This is a genomic window from Luteibacter sp. ME-Dv--P-043b (genome assembly GCF_030209605.1).
Taxonomy (GTDB): Bacteria; Pseudomonadota; Gammaproteobacteria; order Xanthomonadales; family Rhodanobacteraceae; genus Luteibacter.
The window spans coordinates 1-26,274 of the sequence record NZ_JARVRT010000044.1 but is presented as its reverse complement, the minus strand read 5'-3'; the positions used below and the strand labels follow the sequence as shown (position 1 = coordinate 26,274).

The 26,274-nt window shown below is 68.7% G+C and carries 25 protein-coding genes; 17 read left to right on the top strand and 8 right to left on the bottom strand.

From position 1 onward, the window contains the following. Window positions 1-203: 203 nt before the first annotated feature. Complete coding sequence (locus tag QRN34_RS18385) at window positions 204-569, top strand: hypothetical protein (protein WP_036137150.1); 366 nt, start codon at window positions 204-206, stop codon at window positions 567-569. Between the two features lie 32 nt (window positions 570-601). On the opposite strand, the gene QRN34_RS18380 is transcribed toward QRN34_RS18385, so the two are convergent. From QRN34_RS18380 to moaA, 5 genes are read right to left on the bottom strand one after another with little or no spacing between them, the layout of a single operon-like run. Further along, a complete protein-coding gene (locus QRN34_RS18380; protein ID WP_285406786.1) occupies window positions 602-1,792 on the bottom strand; it encodes a molybdopterin molybdotransferase MoeA in 1,191 nt (396 codons plus the stop codon). Further along, window positions 1,792-2,730 carry a bifunctional molybdenum cofactor biosynthesis protein MoaC/MoaB gene (moaCB, locus tag QRN34_RS18375; RefSeq protein WP_285406768.1) on the bottom strand — a complete coding sequence of 313 codons (939 nt, stop codon included), beginning with the start codon at window positions 2,728-2,730 and terminating at the stop codon, window positions 1,792-1,794. The genes QRN34_RS18380 and moaCB overlap by 1 nt, the downstream gene beginning before the upstream one ends. Then, the gene (locus QRN34_RS18370; protein WP_285406767.1) at window positions 2,727-3,218 is read right to left on the bottom strand and encodes a molybdenum cofactor biosynthesis protein MoaE; all 492 of its coding nucleotides are present in this window, start codon (window positions 3,216-3,218) and stop codon (window positions 2,727-2,729) included. Before QRN34_RS18370 ends, moaCB begins: the two co-directional genes overlap by 4 nt. A 3-nt stretch (window positions 3,219-3,221) precedes the next feature. Next, window positions 3,222-3,473 (bottom strand): MoaD/ThiS family protein, encoded by a 252-nt coding sequence (locus QRN34_RS18365; RefSeq protein ID WP_285406766.1) that lies wholly within the window; start codon window positions 3,471-3,473, stop codon window positions 3,222-3,224. A 21-nt stretch (window positions 3,474-3,494) separates the two neighbouring features. Continuing rightward, window positions 3,495-4,469: a GTP 3',8-cyclase MoaA gene (gene moaA / locus QRN34_RS18360; RefSeq protein WP_285406765.1), complete on the bottom strand. Its 975-nt coding sequence runs from the start codon at window positions 4,467-4,469 to the stop codon at window positions 3,495-3,497. 86 nt (window positions 4,470-4,555) lie between these two features. Here moaA and QRN34_RS18355 point away from each other — a divergent pair, with 86 nt between their 5' ends. The 15 genes from QRN34_RS18355 to QRN34_RS18285 all read left to right on the top strand — a co-directional run bounded on the left by QRN34_RS18355 (window position 4,556) and on the right by QRN34_RS18285 (window position 19,132). Next, window positions 4,556-5,533 carry an XdhC family protein gene (locus tag QRN34_RS18355; protein ID WP_285406764.1) on the top strand — a complete coding sequence of 326 codons (978 nt, stop codon included), beginning with the start codon at window positions 4,556-4,558 and terminating at the stop codon, window positions 5,531-5,533. Further along, entirely contained in the window at window positions 5,530-6,114 is a 585-nt protein-coding gene (locus tag QRN34_RS18350; RefSeq protein ID WP_285406763.1) for a nucleotidyltransferase family protein, read from the top strand. The genes QRN34_RS18355 and QRN34_RS18350 overlap by 4 nt, the downstream gene beginning before the upstream one ends. A 128-nt stretch (window positions 6,115-6,242) precedes the next feature. Further along, on the top strand, window positions 6,243-6,773 hold the full coding sequence (locus QRN34_RS18345; protein ID WP_285406762.1) for a 2Fe-2S iron-sulfur cluster-binding protein: 531 nt from the start codon (window positions 6,243-6,245) through the stop codon (window positions 6,771-6,773). After that, the gene (locus QRN34_RS18340; protein WP_285406761.1) at window positions 6,770-7,762 is read left to right on the top strand and encodes a xanthine dehydrogenase family protein subunit M; all 993 of its coding nucleotides are present in this window, start codon (window positions 6,770-6,772) and stop codon (window positions 7,760-7,762) included. The genes QRN34_RS18345 and QRN34_RS18340 overlap by 4 nt, the downstream gene beginning before the upstream one ends. Before the next feature lie 8 nt (window positions 7,763-7,770). Continuing rightward, window positions 7,771-9,966, top strand: coding sequence for a xanthine dehydrogenase family protein molybdopterin-binding subunit (locus QRN34_RS18335; RefSeq protein ID WP_285406789.1), 2,196 nt, complete (start codon window positions 7,771-7,773; stop codon window positions 9,964-9,966). A 211-nt stretch (window positions 9,967-10,177) separates the two neighbouring features. Then, window positions 10,178-10,582: an HU family DNA-binding protein gene (locus tag QRN34_RS18330; protein ID WP_036137170.1), complete on the top strand. Its 405-nt coding sequence runs from the start codon at window positions 10,178-10,180 to the stop codon at window positions 10,580-10,582. Between the two features lie 419 nt (window positions 10,583-11,001). Next, window positions 11,002-11,388, top strand: coding sequence for a BlaI/MecI/CopY family transcriptional regulator (locus QRN34_RS18325; RefSeq protein ID WP_285406759.1), 387 nt, complete (start codon window positions 11,002-11,004; stop codon window positions 11,386-11,388). A gap of 1 nt (window position 11,389) precedes the next feature. Then, on the top strand, window positions 11,390-13,210 hold the full coding sequence (locus QRN34_RS18320; protein ID WP_285406757.1) for a M56 family metallopeptidase: 1,821 nt from the start codon (window positions 11,390-11,392) through the stop codon (window positions 13,208-13,210). Window positions 13,211-13,375: 165 nt separating this feature from the next. Then, on the top strand, window positions 13,376-14,041 hold the full coding sequence (locus QRN34_RS18315) for an HAD-IA family hydrolase (RefSeq protein ID WP_285406756.1): 666 nt from the start codon (window positions 13,376-13,378) through the stop codon (window positions 14,039-14,041). A 156-nt stretch (window positions 14,042-14,197) separates the two neighbouring features. Next, complete coding sequence (locus QRN34_RS18310; RefSeq protein ID WP_036137178.1) at window positions 14,198-14,872, top strand: response regulator; 675 nt, start codon at window positions 14,198-14,200, stop codon at window positions 14,870-14,872. Beyond that, complete coding sequence (locus QRN34_RS18305; protein ID WP_285406755.1) at window positions 14,865-16,274, top strand: sensor histidine kinase; 1,410 nt, start codon at window positions 14,865-14,867, stop codon at window positions 16,272-16,274. The genes QRN34_RS18310 and QRN34_RS18305 overlap by 8 nt, the downstream gene beginning before the upstream one ends. A gap of 68 nt (window positions 16,275-16,342) precedes the next feature. Beyond that, window positions 16,343-17,179 (top strand): alpha/beta fold hydrolase, encoded by an 837-nt coding sequence (locus tag QRN34_RS18300; RefSeq protein WP_285406754.1) that lies wholly within the window; start codon window positions 16,343-16,345, stop codon window positions 17,177-17,179. 3 nt (window positions 17,180-17,182) lie between these two features. Next, window positions 17,183-17,542: an EamA family transporter gene (locus tag QRN34_RS18295; protein ID WP_036137183.1), complete on the top strand. Its 360-nt coding sequence runs from the start codon at window positions 17,183-17,185 to the stop codon at window positions 17,540-17,542. Continuing rightward, complete coding sequence (locus QRN34_RS18290) at window positions 17,539-17,937, top strand: EamA family transporter (protein ID WP_036137184.1); 399 nt, start codon at window positions 17,539-17,541, stop codon at window positions 17,935-17,937. The genes QRN34_RS18295 and QRN34_RS18290 overlap by 4 nt, the downstream gene beginning before the upstream one ends. Further along, window positions 17,921-19,132: a DegT/DnrJ/EryC1/StrS family aminotransferase gene (locus QRN34_RS18285; protein ID WP_285406753.1), complete on the top strand. Its 1,212-nt coding sequence runs from the start codon at window positions 17,921-17,923 to the stop codon at window positions 19,130-19,132. The genes QRN34_RS18290 and QRN34_RS18285 overlap by 17 nt, the downstream gene beginning before the upstream one ends. 25 nt (window positions 19,133-19,157) lie before the next feature. Here the strand turns inward: QRN34_RS18285 and tsaB are convergent, their stop codons facing one another. From tsaB to QRN34_RS18270, 3 genes are all read right to left on the bottom strand, one after another. Beyond that, window positions 19,158-19,847 (bottom strand): tRNA (adenosine(37)-N6)-threonylcarbamoyltransferase complex dimerization subunit type 1 TsaB, encoded by a 690-nt coding sequence (tsaB, locus tag QRN34_RS18280; RefSeq protein WP_285406751.1) that lies wholly within the window; start codon window positions 19,845-19,847, stop codon window positions 19,158-19,160. Then, the gene (gene creD / locus QRN34_RS18275; RefSeq protein WP_285406749.1) at window positions 19,844-21,181 is read right to left on the bottom strand and encodes a cell envelope integrity protein CreD; all 1,338 of its coding nucleotides are present in this window, start codon (window positions 21,179-21,181) and stop codon (window positions 19,844-19,846) included. The genes tsaB and creD overlap by 4 nt, the downstream gene beginning before the upstream one ends. Before the next feature lie 106 nt (window positions 21,182-21,287). Continuing rightward, window positions 21,288-23,201 (bottom strand): ATP-dependent DNA helicase, encoded by a 1,914-nt coding sequence (locus QRN34_RS18270; RefSeq protein ID WP_285406747.1) that lies wholly within the window; start codon window positions 23,199-23,201, stop codon window positions 21,288-21,290. A gap of 79 nt (window positions 23,202-23,280) precedes the next feature. Here QRN34_RS18270 and QRN34_RS18265 point away from each other — a divergent pair, with 79 nt between their 5' ends. Continuing rightward, window positions 23,281-26,040, top strand: a complete 2,760-nt coding sequence (locus tag QRN34_RS18265; RefSeq protein ID WP_285406746.1) for a valine--tRNA ligase — start codon at window positions 23,281-23,283, stop codon at window positions 26,038-26,040. Window positions 26,041-26,274 lie beyond the last annotated feature (234 nt).

The window sequence follows — 26,274 nt, the reverse complement described above, 5'->3', positions numbered from 1 at the left end:
GCCGCAGGCGTGGCCCCGAGGGGGCTACCCGCCGGCTCTTGCTCCAAGGCGCCAAGGCTCCAAGCCCCAACGCGATGCCGAAGGCGAGCCCACCCATCCCAAAGCCTAGCCTAAAGTCTCCCAACCACCTGCCGATACGAAAGCTAACGCCCTATCTCACGAGACGGGTGTCAGCCTTTCCCTATCGACAGGTAACACCACCCATGAAGAAGATCGCCATCGCCGTCGCGCTGTTCGTCGCCGCCCCGCTGTCCGCCCATGCCGCCTGCGCCGCCAAGGACTTCGCCGTCGAAGGTTTCGGCGTGAAGCTCCAGCAGGGTTCGGGCCAGCCGCGTTTCAGCATGAAGGGCAACCTGGTCAACAAGTGCACCGAAGCCGCTGCCGCGCAGATCCGCATCGATGCCAAGGACGCGTCGGGCAAGGTCGTCGCGAGCAAGCAGGGCTGGCCGGCGGGTACGTCCAACATCGAACCGGGCAAGAGCGTCGACTTCGACCTCGGCCGCCTATTCCGTTATTCCCCGGACATGACCGATTACACGGTCGTCGTTTCGGACGTCAAAGCCTGGTAATGGCGCAGGGCCCGGCGCTGCCGGGCCCTCGTTCAGAGCGGTAGCCAGGCGACGCGCTCGCCCGCCGCAAAGGGCTCGGCCCGCGCAGGAAGCCATACCAGCGCCTGCGCGGTGGCCATGTTGCTGAGCATGTGCGACTCCTGCCGCGGCAGTAACGCCAGCGAGACCATGCCGCTGCTCATGTCCAGTCGCATGCGCACGAGACGGTCGCGCTCGTCGTCGGCATCGACGGCCATGGCCAGCAGGCCCTGGCACCACGCCGGTTGTTCGGATGTCTCACCTTCCAGCCTCGCCAGCACCGCGCGTGCGTGAACGGTAAGGCACACCAGCACGGCCGCGGGATTGCCCGGCATACCCAGCAGGGCCTTTCCCTCGCGCATGCCGAACCAGAGCGGCTTGCCCGGTTTCTGCGCCACTTTCCAGAACACCTTGCGCACGCCCAGGCGTTCGGCCACGGCCGGAACGAAATCGCGATCGCCCACCGACACACCGCCGCTGGTCACCACCAGGTCGGCACTGTCCAGCGCGGCGCTCATCGCTTCTTCCAGCGCCGCTTCATCGTCGCGGACATACGCCACCACCGGCTCACCGTAGCCCTGCTCGACGAACCAGGCACGAAGCAGCGGCCCGTTGGCGTCGTAGACCAGCCCGGGCGCCAGCGGCTCGCCGGCGCGTACCACTTCATCGCCGGTGACCAAGACCACCACGCGCGGACGTCGGTAGACCTCCACCTCGGTGATCCCGGCCATCGCCAGTGCGGCGACAAGACCGGCCGTCACGCGCTGGCCGGCGGCGGCGATGATCGTGCCGGCGACCAGTTCCTCGCCTTCGAAACGGATTGCCTCGCCGACGACCACGGCGGCGGTCAGCGCGATGCCAGCCCCGGTGCGCTCGACGATCTCCTGGCGGGCGACGGCATCGGCGCCAGCGGGCAGCACGCCGCCGGTGAGGATACGCACCGCCTGCCCTGGCCCGACCACGACGTCGGCCGGATCGCCGGCAGCGGATGTACCGATGAGCGCACGCTCGTTGCGCCCATCGCCGACACGCAACGCATAGCCGTCGACGGCACTCTGGGTGAAACGCGGCAGCGAGACCAGGGCGGCCACGGGCTCAGACAGCACCGACCCCAACGCCAGTTCCAGGGCCATCCGCTGCGTCGGCAAGGGGCCGACGTGCTGCCGGTAATGCGCGAAGGTTTCCGCCAGCGGCAGGAGCGCCATCAGTTGGCCTCCCCGTAGCCGCCGGGGTGCTTGCCTCCCGCACGCCCCGTTTCCAGCAGGTGCACGATGCCTGGCAACGTGGCCGCCAGCGACTCGCTGGCGCCGCCCCGGCTACCCGGGAAGGTGAGCACCAGCGTGTCGCCGATGTAGCCGGCCACGCCCCGCGAGAGCATCGCGTAGGGCATGCGCTGCTGGCCGAAGGCGCGCGCGGTTTCCATGATGCCGGGGATATCCACATCCAGCATGGGCCTGATGGTGTCCACGGTGATGTCGCGGGGCCCCAGACCGGTGCCACCCACCGTTATGACCAGCGAGGTGCCCTCATCGACCAGGGCGCGCACGCGATCGCGCAGGGTCGTCGCGTCGTCGCCGATCACGGTGTAGGCCACGGGAGCGAAATGGGCATCGATCAGCGCATCGCGGACGAAGACGCCGGCCGTATCGGGTTTGGCGCCACGGGCCACGGTGTCGGACAGCACCACCACCGCGGCCGTGCGCGGCGACGCCAGTGCGCGACGGTAGTGCGATTTTCCGCCGACCTTGCGCTCGAGGCGGCAATCCTGGATGTGCAGCTCGTCGGGCTCCGCGTACGGCTTGAGCATGTCGTAGATCGTGAGCGCGGCCAGGCTGGCCGCGGTCAGCGCTTCCATCTCCACGCCGGTTGGGCCGATGGTCTGCACCTCGGCGACGATGCGCACGCTGGTCGCGGCCAGTTCGTAGGTGACGTCGGCCCGGTGGATGGGCAGCGGGTGGCACAACGGAATCAGTTCGTCGGTCCGCTTGGCGGCAAGGATGCCGGCAACGCGCGCCGTCTTCAGCGGGTCGCCTTTTTCGGTCTCGCCGCTGCGCAGCAGATCGATGCAGGCCGCTGGCGCATGCAGCGTGGCGGTGGCACGCGCGATCCGCAGGGAATCGGGTTTCTGGCTGACGTCTTTCATCCGTGGCTCGCATGCGGAGGGTGGTGGTGGTGCGCGTGGGGCGCTGGCTGGTCGTCCAGGTCGTCACGGATGCAGCAGCCCTCCACGAACGCGCTGGTACCGTCCGTGTAGAACTCTTCCTTCCAGATGGGCGCACCGTGCTTCACCGCATCCACCGCATAGCGGCATGCGTCGAAAGCCTCGGCACGATGCGGCGCGCGCACCACACAGACAATGGCGATATCCCCGATCGACAGATCACCCAGGCGATGGACAATGCGCACGTAAGGCACGCCGTAGCGCTCGCGCGTGGCCTGCTCCACGTCGCGGATCACCTTCTCGGCAAGCGGCTCGTGGGCGGTATAGGCAAGGTGGCGCACCGAGCGCCCTTCGTGGTGGTCGCGCACGGTGCCGACGAACAGGGCCAGGCCACCGCATTCGGGATGCGCATGAAGTTCGAGCAACGGGTCCACCGCGACGGCGGCGTGGGCAAGCACGGCATGGGTCATGGATCAGCCTCCGGCCACGGGCGGCAACAAGGCGATGCGGCCGTCGGCCGGCAACGCGTCCGCGCGGCGCACGATGGTGTCGCCGGACACGCAGGCGCAGCGCTCGAGCGACGCGGCCAGTGCCGGCTGCGCAACGGCGAGCCGCGCGACGGCGTCACCCACGGTGACTACCGTGTCATCGACCTCCACGGTGCATTCGTGTCGGCCGGCCAACCGCTCCAGGTTGGCGAAGAGTTCGAAAACGATCGATGTCATGGCAGATCCGTAGGAAAGCGCTCACCCACCCATGGCGTGCATGGTCAGCGGCCGGTCGACGGGACCGGGACGCGACGCGTAACCGGCATCCTTGAGCCAGACCGCGCGCCGGACCTGCTCGGCAAGCACGTCGTCGGCAATGCCCTCGCGCATGCGCGTGCCCAGCGGGGTGCCCAGCGGCGAGAACAGGCAGGTGAACAATTCGCCCGTGGCCGTCAGCCGCAGGCGGTCGCAGGTGGAACAGAAGGGATTGGAAACGGTGGAGATGACGCCCAGCGAATAACGCCCGTCCACGAGGTAAGGCGTGGACGGATCGTTGCCGCGTGGGAGGTCGTCGACGCGGTGCGTCGCACGGATGGCCGCCAGCATCTCGGCCTCCGATACCACGGCATCGCGCTTCCATTGTCCGGGCGCGTCGAGCGGCATGTATTCGATGTAGCGCAGCGGGATGTCGCGGGCCATGGCCCATTCCAACAGCGGCACCACGTCTTTCTCGTTGTCGCCGCGGATCACCACCGCGTTGAGCTTGATGCGGGCACCGGCATCGACCAGCGCGGCGATGCCATCGAGCACCGGGGCGATCTCACGCCGGGTCAGCCGGCGAAACGTATGCGGATCGACCGCGTCGAGACTGACGTTGAAGTCGTCGATACCCGCCGCCACCAACTCGGCCGCACGCGGGGCGATGCGCGAGGCGTTGGTAGTCATCGACAGGCGGCGCAGGCCCCGCTCGCGCAGGGCGTTTATATCGCGCACGCATTCGAGCAGGTCGCGACGCAGCAGGGGCTCGCCACCGGTCAGGCGGATCTGGTCGATGCCGCTGTCCACGAACAGGCCGGCCAGGCGCGCCACTTCCTCGCGCGCAAGCAGGGTGCTCCGGGGAAGCCAGTCCGGATGCTCGGGCATGCAATACGTACAGCGGAAATTGCAGCGGTCGGTGAGCGATATCCGCAGCTTGCGCTTGGTACGGCCGTGACGGTCGATGAGTGGGGACATGTCGCCTCAGGAAACCACGTTGCGCGTGGGCGGGATGTGTCCAAATCCCGCCCGGCCTTCACATGCCATCGTGCCAGACTTCATCCATGAACGCCTCGAATCCCCCGTCCCTGCCTGCCTGGCCCGACTGGCCGGAATACGCCCTCGTCGACGACCTGCTGCCCGCCCTCGACCAGTACGCGCAGGCAGGCCGCGTGGCCCTGGCTACGCTGGTGGACGTGGCCGGCCCCTCGCCACGGCCGCTGTATAGCGAGATGGCGATCGCCGCCGACGGCCGTGTGGCGGGTTACGTCTCCGGCGGCTGCGTGGAAGCCGCCGTCGCCCAGGAGGCCCTGGCCGCCCTTGCCGAGGGCCGGCCGCGCCTTCTGGACTACGGCGTGGGCAGCCCCGTGCTGGATATCCAGCTCACGTGCGGCGGGCGCATCGGCATCTTCGTCCGCGAACTGCGCCAGCCCTCCCGGTACGTGGACGCCCTGTCCGCCGCCCGGCGCGAGCGCCGCACGGTGACCGTGCTGACCGACCGTACCACCGGCGACTGGACGATCGTCGACGGCATGGCGGATCCCGATGACGACCGCTACGCGGACGTGCGCCTGCCGCCGCTGCGCCTGGTCACCGTCGGGGGCGACCCGGTCACCCTCGCGGTAGCGCGACTGGCCCCGGCGATGGGCGTGGAAGTGGTGCTGCTGCGACCCCACGGCCCAACCGAGCCGCCCCCGGGCGTGACCCTGGCGGCCTACGACCCGCGCGCGCTGGGCGTGGCGCTGGACGCGCTGCGGGTGGACGAGCGCACTGCGATCTATGCGCTCAGCCACGATGCCGAGATGGATCACGCGGTGGCCTCACATGCGTTGCGCTCGCCCGCCTTTGCCGTCGGTGTCCTCGGCAGCCGCAACAAGATCGGCGCGCGCGTGGACCGCTTGCGCGACGACGGCGTGGACGACGCGGCGCTGGATCGCCTGCACCTTCCGGCGGGCCTGCCCATCGGCGCGCAGACACCGCACGGGATCGCCCTGTCCATTCTCGCGCAGGTCTGCCAGCGCGATCGCGCGCGGCACCTGTGACCGGCCGCCACGATGCCGTGATCCTGGCCGCCGGCGGCAGCCGCCGACTGGGACGGCCCAAGCAGTTGCTGACGCGGGACGGCGAAACCCTGGTGGGTCGCGTCTCGCGGCTCGTCGCATCCACGCAGCCAGGCAAGACCATCGCCATCGTCGGTGCGTACGCAGAGCACCTGTGCGGCCGCTTGAACGGTGCGCTGCCGGTATTCAATCCGGACTGGGCGACGGGCATGGCGTCGTCGTTGCACCTCGCCGCCGATGCGCTCGCCGGCCGCGATGGCCCCGTGCTGGTCGTCGTCGTGGACCAGCTGGCGCTGGACGAGGTACACCTGGAACGGCTACTGCGTGAGCACGACGGCACGCAGGACACGGTCACGGCGTATGGCGATGCCGCGGGCGTGCCGGCCGTCTTGCGTGCCAGGACGCTCGCGCGTGCCGTCACCCTGCAAGGCGACAGTGGTTTTCGCGCGCTCTGGACCGGGCATGATGTCCATCGCGTGCGCAACGACGCGCTGGCCCGGGACCTGGACACGGAAGACGACGTGGCCCGTGCGGTAGCCGCCGGTCTGCTGGACCGGCCGTGATCCGCTCGATGTAAAAACCAAGGCACGCAGGCGGCACGCTTCCACCCCGCCTCTTTCACGTACCTCCCTTTAAAACCGTGGTTCACCCAGGCAGCGGCGCATCTCGTCGCCCACCCACGGAGAACGGCATGCAGCCGACGACACCCCCAAGCGTATCCACCCGCCTGCGCATCAATGGCGCGGAGCACGTCCTCGACATCGATCCCCGCGTCACGCTGCTGGACGCGCTGCGCGAGCACCTGGGCCTGACCGGCTCGAAGAAGGGCTGCGACCACGGCCAGTGCGGCGCATGCACCGTGCTGGTCGAAGGCCGCCGGATCAACGCCTGCCTTACCCTCGCCGTGATGCACGACGGCGAGTCGATCACCACGGTCGAAGGCCTGGCCAGCGGCGCGACGCTGAGCCCCCTGCAGGCGGCCTTTGTCGAGCACGACGGCTTCCAGTGCGGCTACTGCACCCCGGGCCAGCTCTGCTCCGCCACCGGCATGCTGGACGAAGTGCGCGCCGGCTGGGCCAGCGCCGTCACCGCCGATGTGGCCAGCCGGCCCACGCTGACCGACGACGAGATACGCGAGCGCATGAGCGGCAACCTCTGCCGCTGCAGCGCCTACCCCAACATCGTCGCCGCCATCGCTGACGCCGCGGAGGCCGACGCATGAAGCCCTTCACCTACGAGCGCGCCACCAGCCCCGCCGCGGCGGCGGATGCGGCCGGTGCGCAGCGGCACACGCGCTTCATCGCGGGCGGCACCAACCTGCTCGATCTCATGAAGCTGGGCATCGAAACCCCGGATCACCTGGTCGACATCAACCGGCTGGACCTTGCCGGCATCGAGGACACCGCGGACGGCGGGTTGCGCATCGGTGCCCTCGTGCGCAACAGCGACCTGGCCGCGGACGCACGCGTGCGCGAACGCTATCCGGTGCTTGCCAGCGCCCTGCTGGCCGGTGCGTCGGGCCAGTTGCGCAACAAGGCGACCACCGGCGGCAACCTGGTCCAGCGCACGCGCTGCTACTACTTCTACGACACGGCCATGCCGTGCAACAAGCGCGAGCCCGGCAGCGGTTGCGCGGCCATCGGCGGCTACAACCGCATCCATGCCATCGTCGGCACCAGCGAGGCGTGCATCGCCACGCACCCTTCCGACATGGCGGTAGCCATGCGGGTGCTCGATGCCGTGATCCATACCATATCGGCACAGGGCGAATCGCGGGACATTCCTATCGGCGACTTCTACACGCTTCCGGGCGACACCCCGCATATCGAGAACGTGCTGCAGGAGGGCGAGCTGATCACGCACGTGACCTTGCCGCCCGCGCCGACTGGGCGGCAGCTCTATCGCAAGGTGCGCGACCGTGCCTCGTACGCGTTCGCGCTGGTATCCATCGCCGCCATCGTCGATGTCGACGACAGCGGACTGGCCTCGGCCCGGGTGGCGTTCGGCGGAGTGGCTCATCGCCCATGGCGGGACGATGCCTGGGAAGCCTCCGCACGTGGGACGGGCACCGACGAGACGGCGCTGCGCGCCCTCGCCGAAAAAGCGCTGCCTGACGCCCATGGCCATGGCAGCAACGATTTCAAGGTACCGCTTGTCCGGCGCACGCTGGGCGCCGTTCTTGTCGAAGCCAGCGGGAGGACCGCCGCATGACGATTCGCATGGATCACACCGTCGGCACCACGCCGCTGGACGATCGTCCGGAGGGCTTCACCGGCAAGCCGATCGACCGGGTGGACGGTCCCCTGAAGGTGCGCGGCGAAGCCCGCTATGCCGCCGAGCATGGCGGCATCGGCGAGGTTGCGTATGCCTTCCCCGTGCTGGCCACCATCGCCGTGGGGCGTGTGGCGCATCTGGACACGGCAGCCGCCAGGCAGGCGCCGGGCGTGATCGAGGTGCTGACCGCGGACAACGTGCCGGAGCAGGACACCTCGTCCGACGACGCGTTGCCACAGCTCGACGGCGATGCGGTCAAGCATTACGGGCAGCCCATTGCCCTGGTGATCGCCGAGACCTACGAGCAGGCGCGACATGCCGCATCGCTGGTCGAGGCCGACTACGAGGCGAAGCCGGGCCGCTTCGAACTGGCCGCCGAGAAGGACAAGGCGCGCAAGCCCGAGGACCTGTCGTTCGCCAAGGCCGATACCGGCAAGGGCGACTTCGAGGCGGCCTATGCGTCGGCCGCGCACACGCTGGACGTGACCTACACCACGCCCTTCCAGTTTCATGCCGCCATGGAGCCGCATGCCACGGTGGCGCAGTGGGACGACGGCAAGTTGACCGTGGAAACCTCCAACCAGATGCCCACCCCGGGGCGCAAGGTGCTGGCTGCGACGTTCGGCGTGCCGCCGGAGAAAGTGCGGCTGCTGTCGGCCTATATCGGCGGCGGCTTCGGCAGCAAGCTGGACGTTCAGCCGGATGCCGTGCTGGCAGCGCTGGCGGCGAAGGCCACGGGACGCAAGGTGAAACTCGCGCTGACCCGCCAGCAGCTGTTCCACGTGGTGGGCCACCGCACCAACACCATCCAGCGCGTGCGCCTGGGCACCGACGACCAGGGGCGGATCCTCGCCGAGGCCCACGAAGCGTGGTCGGGTAACGAGCCCGGCAACGACGAGTTCGAGCCGACGGTGCTCGGTACCCGCTCGCGCTACGCCGGCGAGAACCGGCTGAACACGCATCGGCACACCGACCTGGACCTGCCGCCGGCGATCTCCATGCGCGCGCCCGGCGAGGCGGTCGGCCTGCTGGCGCTGGAAGGTGCCATGGACGAACTGGCTATCCAGCTGGACATCGACCCGATCGAACTGCGCGTACGCAACGAGCCGACGGTTGATCCCGAACTGGACGTACCGTTTTCCTCGCGGCAGGTTGTGGAATGCATGCACGACGGGGCACGTCGCTTCGGCTGGGACAAGCGCATCGCCAAACCGGGACAGGTCCGCGACGGGCGCTGGCTGGTCGGTATCGGTATGTCGTCCGGCATACGCGGCAACATGCTGCAGGCGTCCAAGGCACACGTGCGCCTGGATGCGGAAGGGCGACTGACGGCGCGCATGGCCATGACGGACATCGGTACCGGCTCGTACACCGTGTTCACGCAGATCGCCGCGGACCTGCTCGGCCTGCCGCTGGACCGGGTGACGATCCTGCTGGGCGACTCCGATTTTCCCGATACGCCTGGCTCGGGTGGGTCGTTCGGGGCCGCCAGCGCCGGCTCGGGGCTTTACGATGCCTGCATGCATCTGCGCGACAAGCTGGCCCACTCCGCAGGCATCGACCCCACCCAGGCCCGCTTCGAGGATGGCCACGTGTCCGGTGGTGACAAGCGGGTCGGGTATGCCGCCCTGGCCGGGCAGCACGGTGTCGAGGCCGAGGGCGGCATCGAGCCGGGCAGCAACAACACCGACTACAACCAGAACTCATATGGCGCGTTCTTCGCGGAGGTCGGCGTCGACGTGGACACCGGCGAGGTACGGCTGAGGCGCATGCTGGGTGTCTTCGCGGCCGGCCGCATCCTGAACGCGAAAACGGCCAGGTCGCAGGCACTCGGCGGCATGATCTTCGGTGTCGGCTCCGCCCTTTCGGAGGAGATCGTGATGGACCCGCGCTACGGCGCGTTCGTCAACCACGACTTCGCCGAGTACCACGTGCCGGTCAATGCGGACATCGGGCCGATGGAAGCGGTCTTCCTCAGCGAACTCGACGACAAGGCCAACCCGCTGAAGATCAAGGGACTGGGCGAGGTGGGTATATCCGGGGCCGGCGCCTGCATCGCCAATGCGGTTTACAACGCGTGCGGCGTGCGGATTCGCGACTATCCGATCACGCTGGACAAGGTGCTTGCGGGTATGTCCTGAGCCCTTGCCTGCGCCGCGCTCACGCGCGGTGCAGGCAGCGCGGCGGCGGTTATTCCGCATTGCATCACACGGGACCGTAAAAAAAGGGCTCGAAATGCAAAAAAACTGCCCGAACCCTATTTTCAGCGGGCGAAAGCAACGCTAGAGTGAGTCGCCCGCTGGGCACCGGCCGGAAAGGCCGCCTCATTCGATTCAAGTGACAAGGATAACCATGGCCACGACCAAAAAAACGGCGGCGAAGAAGGCTGCCAAGGCTCCCGCCAAGGGCGCCGTGAAGGCTGCAAAGGCCCCGGCCGCGCTCAAGCCGATCAAGGATGCGTTCTCGAAGTCCACGCTCGTCTCGCACATCGTCGAGCAGAGCGGCGTCGACAGCAAGAGCGTCAAGGCCGTCATGGCCTCGCTCGAGAGCGCCATCAGCGCCTCGATCCACAAGAAGGGCGCCGGCACGTTCACGCTGCCCGGCCTGCTGAAGATCACCTCGGTGGCCGTCGCCGCCAAGCCGAAGCGCAAGGGCAAGGATCCGTTCACCGGTGAAGAGCGCTGGTTCGCTGCCAAGCCCGCCTCGGTCAAGGTCAAGGTCCGTCCGCTCAAGAAGCTCAAGGACGCGGCTGCCTGATCCATCGCGGAAGCCTCGCGCTTCCGCGATCGTCGGTACCCCTGAAGCCTCCGCCCCCGGGCGGAGGCTTTTTTTGTGCGCGATACCGACAGACCCGGATGTGGCGAGCGGAGGGGGCGGACCGACGGACGGTGGTAGGAGCCCACGATGTGGGCGATCCCAAGCCCTCTCTACAACGAAAGAAGCCATGCCCCTAAAAATGCAGGCGTTTCCGAGGCCCCCAACGAAGCCACCGCCACCCCTACCCCACGCATCGCATCGCATCATTCGTTCTGGCAGAGCATGAGGGTTCGCGCACATCGTGCGCTCCTACGCGGCGCGTCGTTTCGGGTTTCGGTGTGGGTATAGGCCGATGGTCACGGTTGACTACAATTGTCGTCAGGCGCAGTCTGATTACATCTGTAGTCAGGAGCGGCGGCATGAGCAGCAAGAGCGTAGGCGATCAGGAGCTGGCACTCCTGCACTACATCGAGGAGGCGCCGCGATCGTCGGTGGCCGAGGTGTGCGCCGGCTATGGCGAAAGCCGCGGGCTGGCACGCTCCACGGTGTTGACGATGATGGAACGGCTGCGTGCGAAGGGATACCTCTCCCGTCGGCGCATCGACGGCATGTACCGATACAGCGTGACCAACGGCAGCGGGGAGGTCATGACCGGTGCGGTGGCGCGTTTCGTCGAAAAGACCCTGCAGGGCTCCGTGTCGCCTTTCGTGGCCTGGATGTCCGAGCGTGGGCAGGTGAGCGATACCGAGTTGGCCGAACTGGAAGCCCTGGTCGACACGCTGCAATCCCGACGGAAGGAGCGCTGACATGGACATGCTGCTCGATGAAATGCTGTCGCGGCTGATCCACGCATCGCTGCAGGCGATCCTACTTTGCGGCGCGATCTACGCGGTATGTCGCCTCGTGCCCGCCATGTCGGCCTCCGCCAGGACGGTGCTGTGGTGGTTGCTGGGTGCCCAGCTGGTGGTCGGCGTGATCTCGCCCACGCTGATCGCCCTCCCCGTCCTCCCGGCGATCGCCACGGCCACCGCGGCAGACGACGCCTCCGCCGTCGTGCCGCTGACCCTGCCGGGCGCGTTCCCGGCGGCGTCCCTCGCCCCTTCGGCAGGGAACGGTGTCGGCGAAGCAGGCTTCTCATGGACGGCCATGCTGTTGTTCACCTGGGCACTGGGCGTGATCGTGCAGGCCGTGGTGGCCGTATCGCGCTGGCGCACGCTGGCCGGCGTGGCCGCACGCGCCATGCCACACGACGACGTGCGGGTGGAAACCCTGTGCGCCCGTCGCGCTCGCGAACTCGGGCTGCGCCGATCGCCCCGCCTGGCGGTGTCGACGGAAGTGCACTCCCCGCAGGTGATCGGCTTCTGGCGGCCCACCATCCTTCTGCCCCTGCACGATCACCTGTCCGACGATGAACTCGACCTCGCCCTGATGCACGAGCTGGCCCACGTCCGCCGCGGCGACCTGATGCTCGGCTGGATACCGGCCACGGCACGCACGCTGTTCTTCTTCCATCCGCTGGTGCATGTCGCCGTACGCGAGTACGCCCTCTGCCGCGAAGCCGCCTGCGATGCGCTGGTGGTGTCGCGCGGCGACACCCTGGCGACAACGTACGGCCGTCTGCTCGTACGCATGGGGGTCGCCCCGCATCCCCACCATGCGCTTCCCGGCGCCTCGCCCACCTTCCGCACGCTGAAACGGAGACTGCTCATGCTCGCCCAGGCCAACGATACCCATCCGCGCATGCTCACCCTGTGTGTCGTCACCGTGCTCGCCCTGGGCGGTGTCTTCCCGTGGCGCGTGGTGGCCGCCCATCAGGCGACGCCGCCCGCGCCAGCCCGTGCCGCAGTCGCAGTCGCAGCCGCACCGACGGCACCCGCGGCGTCCGTCGCTGCGATGACGACGGACGATCCGGTACCCGCACGGCCTGCCGCTCCGGCCGCGCCGGTGCGTACTGACGTGACACCCGTAACACCCATGACACCCGTGACACCCGCCGCGCCGGTGACCTCGACATCGCGCACGACCGACATCACGGAAATCCACGGGCAGCCCACGGACGGCTTCGTGTTCTCATCCGACGACATCCACGTCGCCACCGGCACCGCGAGCGACATCGCGCGAGCCGAGGCCGCGTATCGCGCCGATGCCACGTCGTTCGTCTGGTACCGGCGGGGTACCCAGGCCTGGATACTGCGCGACCCGGCCTATATCAAGCGCATCCACGCGGCGTACCAGGAAGTCTCGCATCCGGCCGACATGGGCGCGGCGAGCGCGGGGAAGCAGGCCGACATCGACCGGCAGGAATCCATGCTCGAACGGCAGCAGGCCATGCTCAGCGAACAGATGGCCAAGCTCTCGGCGCAGCAGGCCAGCCTGGTCTCCCAGGAAGTCGGCCCTTCCGGTCCGCGCGATGGCGCCGCCTATGCGGACGGCCACGCCACCCTCGCCAAGGAGCAGGCGGCCATCGCGCAGAAGATGGCGGCGCTCGGACAGCAGCGTGCCGTGCATGGCAAGGCCATGGCCGAGTGGGGACGCAGGCAGTCGGAAGCAGCGCGCAAGGCCTCCGAGGAAGTGAACACCATCCTCGCCGAGGCGATCCGCAACCACGTGGCGCAGCCAGCCCGCTGACGCACCCCCAAACCGCCGTTGCATCGGCGGGGCTATGGCCTCGTTCGCGCGGCGGCTTCGTTCGCGCGTAGGAGCCCACGATGTGGGCGATCCATCATGCGCGATCATGGCGAATGCGGCGATGCGTGGGGTAAGGTGGCAAGCCCATCCCCCTATGGAGGCATCATGCGACTTGAACCGGGCACGCTCATCCACACCCGCGCCCTGCTTTTCGACATGGACGGTACGCTGATCGATTCACGCGTGCTGGTCGAGAGGATATGGAAACGCTGGTGCGACGAGCACGGCCTCGACTGGCACGTCGTCCTGCCCCGCTTGCACGGCGTGCGCATGCTCGACTCCGTGCGCATGTTCGCCACGCCGGGCATGGACGTGGACGCCGTCTACGAGCGGCTGTACAACGAGGAAGTGAACGACGTCGACGGTATCGTGCCGATCCCCGGCGCGCTCGACCTTCTGGCGGCCCTGCCGCCGCAGACCTGGACGATCGTGACCTCGGCCGACACCACCCTCGCCACGGTACGCCTGGGCGCCGCCGGGATCGTGCCGCCGCCGCGGATGGTCACCGGCGAGATCGTCACCGAGGGCAAGCCGCATCCGGAAGGCTACCTGCTGGGCGCGAAGCGGATGGGCGCCGAGCCGGAAGACTGCCTCGTGTTCGAGGATGCTCGTGCCGGCATCGATGCGGGACGCGCGGCCGGCGCGCGGGTCATCGCCATCGCGGGCGACCATCCCGAGGAAATCGACGAGGACGTCGAGTGGATCACCGACCTCACCGCCCTGCGCGTCGAGAGCTACGCCAACGGCGTCGTCTCATTGCGCGTGGCCTGAGGGCGCCTCGGTACGCCTCGGGGCCGTCCGGGCCCGGGGCCTCCGCTCCCTGAACCAGCGTACGGGTCGTGCTCCATGGTTCAGGCCGGGAAAGCGTTGGGAAAGCCTGTCGAGACAACGTGCGCATGTCCCTTCCCCAGCGTATCCTTGCCCACCATGCGCATACTCCTTGCCGAAGACGACGCCGCCATCGCCGCCGCCGTGCGGGCCTCCCTCGAACAGGGCGGACACGCGGTCGACCATGTGCCCGATGGGGCCAGTGCGGACCACGCCCTGCGCGACCACGACTACGACCTGCTGGTCCTCGATCTGGGCCTGCCCCTGCTCGACGGCAGCGACGTGCTTGCCCGGGCCCGCAAACGGGGCGCCATCCTGCCGGTGCTGGTGATCACCGCACGCGAGGGCCTGAAGGAACGCGTGCGGGTGCTCGACCTCGGCGCCGACGATTACCTGGTCAAGCCGTTCGCGCTGGCCGAGTTCGATGCCCGCGTACGTGCGCTGCTGCGTCGCCGCACCAGCAAGGGCACACCGGAGTTCCGCATCGGCCGCCTGCGGCTCGACATCCCCGGCCACCGTGCCTGGATCGACGAGGCACCGCTGGACCTCACGGCGCGCGAGTTCGGCCTGATCGAGGCCCTGGCCACGCGCGCTGACAAGGTCACCAGCCGCGCACAGCTCGTCGAGGCGCTGTGCAATTGGGACGAGGACCTGACCGACAACGGGCTGGACATCGCGTTGCACCGCCTGCGGCGCAAGCTGCACGGGTCGGGTACCAACGTGCGCACCATCCGTGGCCTGGGCTACCTGCTCGAAGAGTCCGCGGATGCCTGAACGGCGTCATGCGACGCAACGCTCCGCCCGGCCGAGTCTGCGTCGACGCCTGTTGACCTTCCTGCTCGTGCCGGTGCTGGGCGTCCTGCTGCTGGACGCCGTGGTCGCGTATTTCGTGGCGCTGGCCTACTCCAACCGTGTCCACGATGCCGACCTGTCCGATTCGGCACTTACCCTGTCCGAGATGATCGGCAGCGACGCGCTGCGCGGCGAACTGACCGCACAGGCTCGCTTCCTGCTGGAATACGACCCGGACGGGCGTAACTACTACACGGTGATCAGCGACCGCCACGGCCGGATGATCGGCAACGCCGACCTCGCCGGCCCCGGCGAACCGGTCGCCGTCGATGCCCCGCCCCTGCTCTACGACACCGCCCTGGGCCATCGGCCGTTGCGTGGCGCGATCATGCGCGTGCCCAACCGCCACGACGACAGCGACGTGCTGACGATCATGGTCGCCGAGAACCTGCGCGACCGGCATGCCCGCGCACGCGAGATCCTGCTGTTGACCCTGCCCATCGAGGCCCTGCTGATCGTGGCCGTGCTGTCGCTGGTGTGGCTGGGGGTCAGCCATGGCCTGGGCGTGCTCGAGCCCCTGACGGCGCGACTGGGACGACGCGGCCACGACCTCGGGCCGATCGGCGAGGAAGACGTGCCAATCGAGATCCTGCCGCTGACGCGTACCATCGACGACCTGTTCGCGCGCATGCGCAACATGATCGGCCTGCAGGAGCGCTTCATCGCCGATGCGGCCCACCAGCTGCGCACGCCGCTGGCCGGCATCCAGTTGCACGTGGAGCGCTACGAGGCGATCGCCGACCCCGCCCAGCGTGACGAGGCCCTGCGCCACGTGCACCGGCTCGCCGCGCGCGCGGCCCGTACCTCGGCGCAGTTGCTGGCGCTCACCCGCACGCAGTCGCCCGACCTGCCCGACCACGACGGCATGGCGGTCATCGACCTGGCCGTGATCGTGCCCGAGTCGGTGGCCGTGCGCGTGCACCAGGCACTCGGCCTGGGCGTGGACCTGGGCTACGAGGGGTCCGACGCGCCCCTCCACGTCCGCGGCGACGCCCTGCAGGTGCAGGAAGTGATCGACAACCTGGTGGACAACGCCTTCCACTACGCAGGCCGGGGGCACAGCGTCACCGTGTCCACCGCGCGCGACGGCGACGATGTCGTGCTGGCGGTGGACGACGACGGCCCGGGGGTGGCGGACGTGTTCCTCGAACAGCTGGGCGAACGTTTCTTCCGGGTACCCGGCGCGGACGAGGACGGCACGGGGCTGGGCCTGGCCATCGTGGAGAGCATCGCCGAGCGCCACGCCGCGCGGGTGCGCTTCATGCACGCCGCCGCCGGTGGCCTGCGCGTCGAGCTACGCTTCCCCGCCCTGCCCGCCGCGTGACCGGAAAGCCGGCTGAAACCACGCTGGGGCACGATGCAGCCAACAGTAACGACCCGATGAGGTCAGGTGTGAGCCACCCGACGGAATTCCACTTCGAAGGCGGGCGCGACGGCGTCCTGCTGATCCACGGCCTCACCGGCACCCCGGCCGAGATGCGCATGGTCGGCAAGGGCCTCAACCGCGCGGGCTTCACCGTCGTGGGCGTGCGCCTCGCCGGGCACTGCGGCACCGAGGCAGACCTGCTCGAGACCAGCTGGCAAGACTGGTACGCCAGCGTCGAGGCGGCGGCGGACGAACTGCGCGGCCGGGTCGACCGCCTGTTCGTGGCCGGGCTGTCCATGGGCGCCGTGCTGGCGCTGCGGCTCGCCGCCGTCCAGCCCACCTGGGTGGATGGCGTGGGCGTGTTCGGCGCCACCTTCCGCTACGACGGCTGGTCCATCGGCTGGACCGGCAAGCTGTCCTTCCTGTTGCCCTGGTTCAAGCGCATGGGCATCGGTCGCCATCGCAGCTTCATCGAACAGCCGCCCTACGGCATCCGCGACGAGCGCCTGCGCGCGCAGGTCAGCAGCGCCATGTTCTCCGGCGACAGCGCGGCCGCGGGCCTGCCCGGCAACCCGTGGCACGCCCTGGCCGAGATGGTGGAGCTGTCGCGCGACGTGCGTCGCCGCCTGCCCGAGGTCACGGCGCCCTGCTTCGTGGCGCACGCCGCGGAAGACGACGTGGCCAGCGTGGCCAATGCCGACCTGGTGGCACGGCGGGTGCGCGGCCCGATCGAGATGCTGCTGCTGGGCGACAGCTACCACATGATCACGATCGACCGCGAACGCCGCATGCTGATCGAACGGACGGCCGACTTCTTCGGCCGCATCGCACGCGACGCGCGGCCCACGCGCATGGCGGCCTGAGCCATGCACGGGCTGGTGCTGGCGCTGTGGATCGCCAACGTCGTGCTGGACACCGGCGGCCAGTTGGCGTTCAAGGCAGCCGCCGGCGACGATCGCGCGGGTGACGGCCTGGCCCGCTGGCGCTACATGCTGGCGCGCCCGTGGATCTGGACCGGCATCGGCTGCTACGTGGCCGAGTTCCTCGTCTGGATCGCCTTCCTGTCACTGGTCCCCTTGTCCGAGGGCGTGCTGCTGGGCTCCATCAACATCGTGGCCATCATGATCGCCGGGCGCGTGCTGTTCCGCGAACGCCTCAGCCCCCTGCGCGTCACCGGCATCCTGCTGGTCGCCGCCGGCGTCGCCATCGTGGGAGCCGGCTCGTGAAACGCTTCTACCTGATCGGCTTCGGCCTGTTGCTGGCCTTCGACACGCTCAACCTGGTGTGCTTCAAGATCGCCGGCACGCAGGCGCTGCCGGTGGAAATGAGCACGGCGTGGGTTGCCCGCGTGTTCTCCCATCCGTGGATCTACGGCGCCGTGGTCGGCTACATCGGTGCGTTCCTGACCTGGATGAGCCTGCTCAAGCATGCCCCGATCGGCCCCGCGTTCGCCGCCTCCCATCTGGAAGTGGTGAGTGTGATGCTGCTCTCGTGGTGGGTGTTCGCCGAACCGGTCACGCCCACGCAGATCGCGGGCGCCGTGGCGATCGTGGCCGGCATCGTCTGCCTGGCCTTCGCCGAGCGCGGCGACGGAACGGTGCCCGATGTGGTTCCGGCCTGATCCCGAGACCCCGCCCACGGCAGGGCTCCCGCTGGGCATGGCCGACTTCGGCGGCGATGTCCGCGCGCCACTGACGGCGCTTGCCGCGTCGTGGCTGGGCGTCGAGGATACCCAGCTGGAATGCTCCGGCACCGCGGCGCTCACCGTCGCCCTCACCGCGCTTTCCGAGTACGCCCGCCCGCGGCGCGAAGTGGCCATTCCCGCCTTCACCTGCCCGCTGGTGCCACTGGCCATCCGACGCGCCGGGCTGGTGCCGCGGCTGGTCGACCTGCTGCCCGGTGGCTTCGACATGGACCCCCGGCGGTTGGAAGAAGCCTGCGGCCCGCAGACCCTGGCCGTGGTGCCGACCCACCTGGGCGGACGCACCGCCGATGTCGCCAGCGCCAACGCCATCGCCCACGCCGTGGGTGCGCTCACCATCGAGGACACGGCGCAGGCACTGGGCGCGCGCATCGACGGCCGCTTTGCCGGCACGCTGGGCGACGTCGGCTTCTACAGCTTGGCGGCGGGCAAGGGCCTGTCCATCTTCGAAGGCGGCCTGCTGGTCGCCCAGGACGACGTCTGGCGCGAGCGTTTCCGGCGAGCCTCGCATCGCGTGGTGCGCTGGCACCCAGGATGGGAGATCCGCCGCTCGCTGGAACTGGCGGGTTACGCTGCGCTCTACCGGCCGGCCGGCATGGGCCTCGCCTACGGTCGGTCGATGCGTCGCGCCCTGCGTCGCGGCGACCTGGTCGGCGCCGCCGGCGAGGACTTCCATGCGGATTTCCCGCTGCATCGCGTGGGACGCTGGCGCCGTTCGGTCGGCGCGCGTGCCTTCGCGCGACTGCCCGGGTTCATCGACGCCACGCGTGCCCAGGCCATGGCACGGCTGCCGGCGCTCGCCTCGATTCCCGGCGTACATGTGTTCGCCGACGAGGGCGGTACCTGGCCGTACCTGATGTTGCGCCTGCCCGACGAAGCCTCGCGCGACGCGGTGTTGAAGCGCCTATGGGCATCGCGCCACGGCGTGGCCCGCATGTTCGTGCATGCCCTGCCCGACTACGACTACCTAGATGCCATGCCGGGCGCCGACGACATCCCGCATGCGCGCGACTTCGCCGCACGCACCCTGACCATCACCAACAGCCTGTGGCTGGACGATGCCTGCTTCGAACACGTGTGCGCGGTGATCGAGGCGGTGCTGGTCACGCGCTGAGCGCGCGCGACGTCTCCGCGCTGCCTCAGGCCTTGCCCTGCTCCACCAGCGTCAGTGCCACCTTGTCGCGCAGGTAAACCGGCAGCGCCAGCTCAGGCGCCACGGCCTTGCCTGCGCGGAACAGGGGCGCCGCCACTTCGGCCACATGCCGCGCCTGCGGAAAGCGCGCACCGTCCGCCGAACGGATCGGCGCATGGATACGTTCCCGCAGCAAGGCTTCGTACGTTGCCCAGCCGCTGCCCACCACGTGCCAGGCCGATGCCTCGGGCAACACCAGCGCCGCCGCCGTATCCACGCGTTCGCGGTCGATCGGTGTCACGCTGCCGTCGTCTTCGCGGCGCCATGCGGCGACGTAGATCTCACCCATGCGCGCGTCGATCACCGAAAGGATGGCCGCGTCGTCTTCCGGCGCTTCCAGCGCCAGGGCCTGCAACGACGACACGGTGACCACCGGGATATCCAGCGCCATCGCCATGCCCTGGGCCAGCGACACGCCCAGCCGTACGCCGGTGAAGGCTCCCGGGCCACGCCCCACGGCGATGCCGTCGAGCGCTTCGCGTTTCAGGCCGGCCTCGGCGAGCAGTTCGTCCGCCATGGGCAGCACCAGCTCCGCGTGCCGCCGTGGCGCGATCTCGCTGCGCGCGATCACGACATCACCATGGACCAGGGCGACGGAGCAGGCTTCCGTGGAGGTTTCGATGGCGAGGAAGTTCATGGCGTATCCGGGGTGGGGTTGAAGGGTACGCCCTGGGCGTACCAGTCGATCCGGCGGGTCAGGTACATCAGCACGGCGACCACCGCGACCAGTACCACCGCGCCGATGAGCAGCGCGTACTGTTCCGCGCCGATCAGGCCGTACAGTATGGCGTAAACCAGTGCGAGCACGCCGCCGAGGGTCAGCCCGGCGCGTCGGGCCTGCAGTGCGGCCAACGCATAGCCGCCGACGATCAGCACCACCGCGGCGGATGCCACCGCATACGCCGGTCCGAAACCGATCTGCTCGGAAAGCGCCAGCAGCAGGACGTAGAAGCTGGTCATGGCTGCGCCCACCAGCAGGTATTGCACCGGATGCAGGCGCAGGCCGCGCAGCACCTCGAAGAGGAAGAAGGCGACGAAGGTGAGCGCGATGAACAACAGGCCGTATTTGCCGGCGCGGTCGTTCTGTTGATACACGCTGCCCGGCTGGTAGAGCGTCACGCCGATGGCGGAGGGTTCCAGCCGCTTGCCCACGTCGTCGTCGCTCGCACTCCAGTGCTGGCCATAGGCGCGATTGAGGTCCAGCACCTGCCACGACGCGTCGAAACCGCGGCTGTCCACATGGCGCGTGCCCGGCAGCAACGCGCCGATGAAGCTGGGGTCCGGCCAGGGCGAGCGGATCCTCACGCTGTTGTTGCGCGCCAGCGGCAGCGCCGAGAACGATTCCGTGCCGGCGATGCGCAGCATCACGGAGTAATCCAGGGGCGTACGGCGTGCGGGGTCGATCGCGATGGGTACGGACAAGACGGTGTAGGGACCGAGGCGGGCGGTGGACGAGGCCAGCCGCACCGGCTTGCCGTCGACGATGGCCGTGGCGATGTGCTGCAAGCCCCGCGTGTCGGCGATCAGCAGCCGCAGTTCCGCGTGGTCCATCGCCCACGCGGCGCCACTTTCGTCAGCGAAACGGTGCAGGTCGTCGGGCAGGATGCGCCCGCCGAGTGTCACGTCGCCGGTGTAGACCGGCACCTCGTACATGCCGACCCGGCGCTTCTCGACGGTCAGGTTGGCGGTCGTGCTCTGCTCGTCCGCCAGCACGATCTCGGTATCGTTGCGGCTGCCGACGAGCTTGCCCTCGGCGTCACGGGTTTCGCTGTGCGTCGGCACGGCCAGCACGAAACCGCCGATCGTCTGGGGGCCACCCCAGCCGTCGGCCACGCGCAGTGCGGCCGTGTCACGCATCGACTGGCGTTCGCGCACCAGCCCGTCGGCCTGGGTCAGGGGAATGAGCATGAGCAGGGCCAGCAGCCCGATGCCAAGGACCTTGGCGGTGATCGTCTGCATCCAGCGCAACATCGGCGTTCTCCTTCATCGACAGTAACGGCGATGGTCGGGGCAACCGGGGCGGTGGACGCGTCCGCGCCGTGGCCTTACGGAGGCAAACGCGGGCGAAACGCAGGCGTCAGGTGGCCGCGAAGAACGCGGTGACGTCGGCCAGCTCGCGTGTGCGCGGCATCGGCGGCAGGCTGGCGAGGAACAGTCGGCCATAGCCCTTGGTGCTCAGGCGCGGATCGCACAGCACCAGCACGCCGCGGTCGTTGACGTCGCGGATCAGCCGGCCTGCGCCCTGCTTCAACGCGATCACCGCGGTGGGCACCTGCCAGCCCATGAACGGATTGATGCCCGCTTCGTCGAGGGCTTCCAGGCGGGCCTGCAATACCGGATCGTCGGGCATGGCGAATGGAAGCTTGTCGATCACCACCACGCTCAGCGCTTCGCCGGCCACGTCCACGCCCTCCCAGAAACTGGCCGCACCCAGCAGGACGCCACGGCCGCTGGCGCGGAATTCCTCCAGCAGGCGGTGGCGAGGCGCGCTGCCCTGCACGAACAGCGGCCACGGAACGCGACCCTCCAGCAACTCCGCGGCCCGGCGCAGGGCACGGTGCGAGGTGAACAGCAGGAACGCGCGACCGTCCGAGGCGTCCAGCACAGGACGGATCGCCGCGACCACCTTGTCGGTGAAATCGCGGGCTGCGGGGTCAGGCAGGTCTTTGGGCAGGTAGGCGAGCGCTTGACGCGCATAGTCGAACGGACTGTCGACGTGCAGCGTGCGCGGGTCCTCGATGCCCAGCTGGCGGGCGAAATGGCCGAAATCGCCCGCGATCGACAGCGTGGCCGAAGTGTGGATCCAGGCCGCATCGGTGGACGCCCGCATGGCACGCAGCGGGGATGCCAGGTCCAGCGGCGTCGCGTGCAGCGCGAAGCCGCGGGGGAACGTCTCGTACCAGCGCACGTCGCTGGCCGAGTGTTCCTCCGCGATGCGATCAAGGCGGAGGCTGAGCATCTGCGCCCGCTCGAACACGTTGGCCAGCCCGCGCGAGCGCTCGCCCAACGCGCCGAGCAGATCGGACATCGCCGCCATCAGGTCGCGCAGCTCCGTCAACAGCCCATGCACCGCGCCGTCGCGGTCCAGCGCGCCGAAGGGGCCCTTGGGCGGCAAGGGGTCCATGGCCAGGCGCAGCCGCCGGATCAGGTCCTGCACGGCTTCCACCGGCTCCAGCAACTGGCTGGTGGCACCGGTGACGCCCTGCGCCTCGGCCAGGGCGTCGTGGGCCAGGTCGGTCATCTGCCGGGCACTGACGCTCTGCGAGAAGAACTGGCCCGCCAGTTCCGGGATCTGGTGGGCCTCGTCCAGGATGAATGCGTCCGCGCCGGGCAGCAGCTCGCCGAAGCCGTCCTGCTTGAGGGCCAGGTCCGCCATCAGCAGATGGTGGTTGACCACCACGATATCGGCCTCCATCGCGTCGCGCCGGGCCTTGACCACGTGGCAGTCGTCGAAGAACGCGCACTCCGTGCCCAGGCAGTTTTCCGGCGTGGAGGTGACACGCGGCCACACCGGGGAGTCCTCGGGGATATCGACCATTTCCATGCGGTCGCCCCGGCGCGTGCGGGCCGACCACGCACGGATGGCCGAGAGCTGCGACGCCAGCTGGCGGTCGGGGTTGCCCTCGCGGACGGACTGGTCCAGCCGATAGAGGCACAGGTAGTTGGCCCGCCCCTTGAGCAGGCTGGTACGGGCGCGACTGCCCAGCACAGCGTGGACACGCGGCAGGTCGCGGAAGAACAGCTGGTCCTGCAGGGCCTTGGTGCCGGTGGAAACGATGACCTTGCGCCCCGACATCAGTGCGGGCACGAGGTAGGCGAACGTCTTGCCGGTGCCGGTACCAGCCTCGGCGATCAGCACGTCGCGCTCGGCGATCGCCGTGGACACGGCCTCGGCCATGCGCTGCTGGGCCTCGCGCGGGGCGAATCCCGGTACTTCACGGGCAAAGGGGCCCTCCGCGCCGAGGATCGCGGCCACTTCCGGTTCAGTCATCCGCCAAGTATCGCCTACAATGGCCGTCTTTTCGTCTTCCAAAGCGCGCCCCTTCGCGGCGCGATCCGAGAGCCCACACATGGACAAGAGTTTCGAGCCCAGCCAGATCGAGTCGAAGTGGTATGCCCGCTGGGAAGCCGACGGCTGCTTCAAGCCGTCCGGCAAGGGCACGCCGTACACGATCATGCTGCCGCCACCCAACGTGACCGGCACCCTGCACATGGGCCACGCGTTCCAGCACACGCTGATGGACACGCTGGTGCGCTACCACCGCATGCGCGGCTACGACACCCTGTGGCAGCTGGGCACCGATCACGCTGGAATCGCCACCGAGATGGTGGTGACCCGCCAGCTCAACGCCGAGGGCAAGCAGCGCTCGGACTTCGACCGCGAAGCGTTCATCGCCCGCGTGTGGGAATGGAAAGCGGAATCCGGCGACACCATCGGCCGGCAGATGCGCCGACTGGGCGTCTCCGGCGACTGGTCGCGCGAGCGCTTCACCATGGACGAAGGCATGTCCGAAGCGGTGGTCGAGACCTTCGTCCGCCTCTCCGAGGAAGGCCTGATCTACCGCGGCCAGAAGCTGGTCAACTGGGACCCGGTGCTGAAAACGGCCATCTCCGACCTGGAAGTGGTCAGCGAGGAAGAAGACGGCTCCATGTGGTCGATCCGCTATCCGCTGGCGGATGGCTCGGGCGAGCTGGTGGTCGCCACCACGCGTCCGGAAACCATGCTGGGCGACTCCGCCGTGGCCGTGCATCCGGACGACGAGCGCTACGCGCACCTGGTCGGCAAGATGCTCGCCCTGCCCCTGTCCGACAGGCAGATCCCGATCATCGCCGACGACTACGTCGAGAAGGATTTCGGCACCGGCTGCGTGAAGATCACCCCCGCGCATGACTTCAACGACTACGCGGTCGGCCTGCGCCACGACCTGCCGATGATCAACATTTTCACCGACGAGGCGACCATCAACGACGCCGCGCCGGAGAAATACCGCGGCATGGACCGCTACGTCGCGCGCAAGGCCGTGCTTGCCGACCTGGAAGCGGCGGACCTGCTGGTCGAAACGAAGAAGCACAAGCTGCAGGTGCCGCGCGGCGACCGCAGCGGCCAGGTCATCGAGCCGTATCTCACCTGGCAGTGGTTCGTGAAGATGGACACCCTGGCCGCCCGCGGCCTGGAACTGGTCGAGCAGGGCCACGTGAAGTTCGTGCCCGAGAACTGGATCAGCACCTACCGCCACTGGCTGGGCAACATCCAGGACTGGTGCATCAGCCGCCAGCTGACCTGGGGCCATCGCATCCCCGCCTGGTATACCGACACCGGCAGCGTCATCGTGGCCCGCGACGACACCGAGGCATCCGCCAAGGCCGCCGCGCAGGGCTACGCCGGCGCGCTGCGCCGCGACGACGACGTGCTGGAGACCTGGTTCTCGTCCGGACTGTGGAGCCATTCCACGCTGGGCTGGCCCAACCCCGAGCGCCAGGCCGAGCTGGGCTTCGACCGCTACCTGCCGTCCAGCGTGCTGGTCACCGGCTTCGACATCATCTTCTTCTGGGTCGCCCGGATGATCATGCTGACCGACCACTTCACCGGCGAGGTGCCCTTCAAGGACGTCTATGTCACAGGCCTGATCCGCGACAAGGACGGCCAGAAGATGTCCAAGTCCAAGGGCAACGTGCTGGACCCGCTCGACATCATCGACGGCATCAGCCTGGACGACCTGCTGGCCAAGCGCACCCGCGGCCTGATGCAGCCGAAGATGGCCGAGAAGATCGAGAAGTCCACGCGCAAGGAATTCGGCGAGGGCATCCCGGCTTTCGGCGCCGACGCGTTGCGCTTCACCTTCGCCTCGCTGGCCACGCATGGCCGCGACATCAAGTTCGACCTGGAGCGCGCCGGCGGCTACAAGGCCTTCGTCAACAAGCTGTGGAACGCCTCGCGCTTCGTGCTGATGAACCTTGGCGAAGATGCGCACATCGTGCCGGTGAAGCCGACGACGGAAGCCGAGCGCTGGATCCTCACGCGCCTGCGCGACACGCTGGCGAGCGTGAAGGAACAGCTCGCCGCCTACCGCTTCGACCTGGCTGCACAGGCGCTCTACGAGTTCACCTGGAACGAGTTCTGCGACTGGTTCCTCGAACTGTCCAAGCCGGCGCTGGCCGGCACCGATATCGCCTCCATCGCCTCCACCCGCTACACGCTGGTCCACGTACTGGAAACGCTGCTGCGCGCGCTGCATCCGATGATCCCCTTCGTCACCGAGGAAATCTGGCAGCACGTACGTCCGCTGCTCGGCATCGAGGGCACCACGATCATGCTGCGCCCCTACCCGGAAGCCGCCGATATCGAAGGCGACGATGCCGCCACGGCCGAGATCGAATGGGTCAAGGGCGTGCTGACCGGCGTGCGTCGTATCCGTGCGGAAATGAACATCGCCCCGGGCAAGGTCATCCCCCTGCTGTTCGCCGACGGCGACGCCGCCGATCGCGCACGCGCCGCCAAGTTCGCCGCGCAGATCGTGTTCCTCGGCCGCGTGGAGACGCCTGTCTGGGTCGAGGGTGAAGAACCTGCCGCAGCGGCAGCCGTGGTTGGCGGCATGCGTGCGTTGATCCCGCTGGAAGGCCTGATCGACGTCGGTGCGGAGAAAGCGCGCCTGGCCAAGGAAATCGCGCGCATCGAGGGCGAGGTGCGCAAGTGCGAAGGGAAGCTGGGCAATGCCAGTTTCGTCGCCAATGCGCCGGCCGAAGTGGTGGCGCAGGAGCGCCAGCGCATCGCCGACTGGACACGGCAGGCGGATGCGATGCGGGAACAGGCTAGGAAGCTGGGGGGTTGAGCGGCTGGCTCTAGGAGGGTTGGCTTTGGAGCGAGAGCCGGGAGCTTGGAGCAAGAGCCGGCGGCTTGGAGCAAGAGCCGGCGGGTGCCACCCTCGTGGCCACGCCTGCGGCGACCCGTCAAGGAAAGGCCGCTCCGCGGCCGTATCTCTATTCCCCTTCGGGGCGGGTCGGGCTTCGCACGGGGATTTTCGATTCGCCATCCATGGCTCAGCGAAAATGGTCGGCCGTCCTGG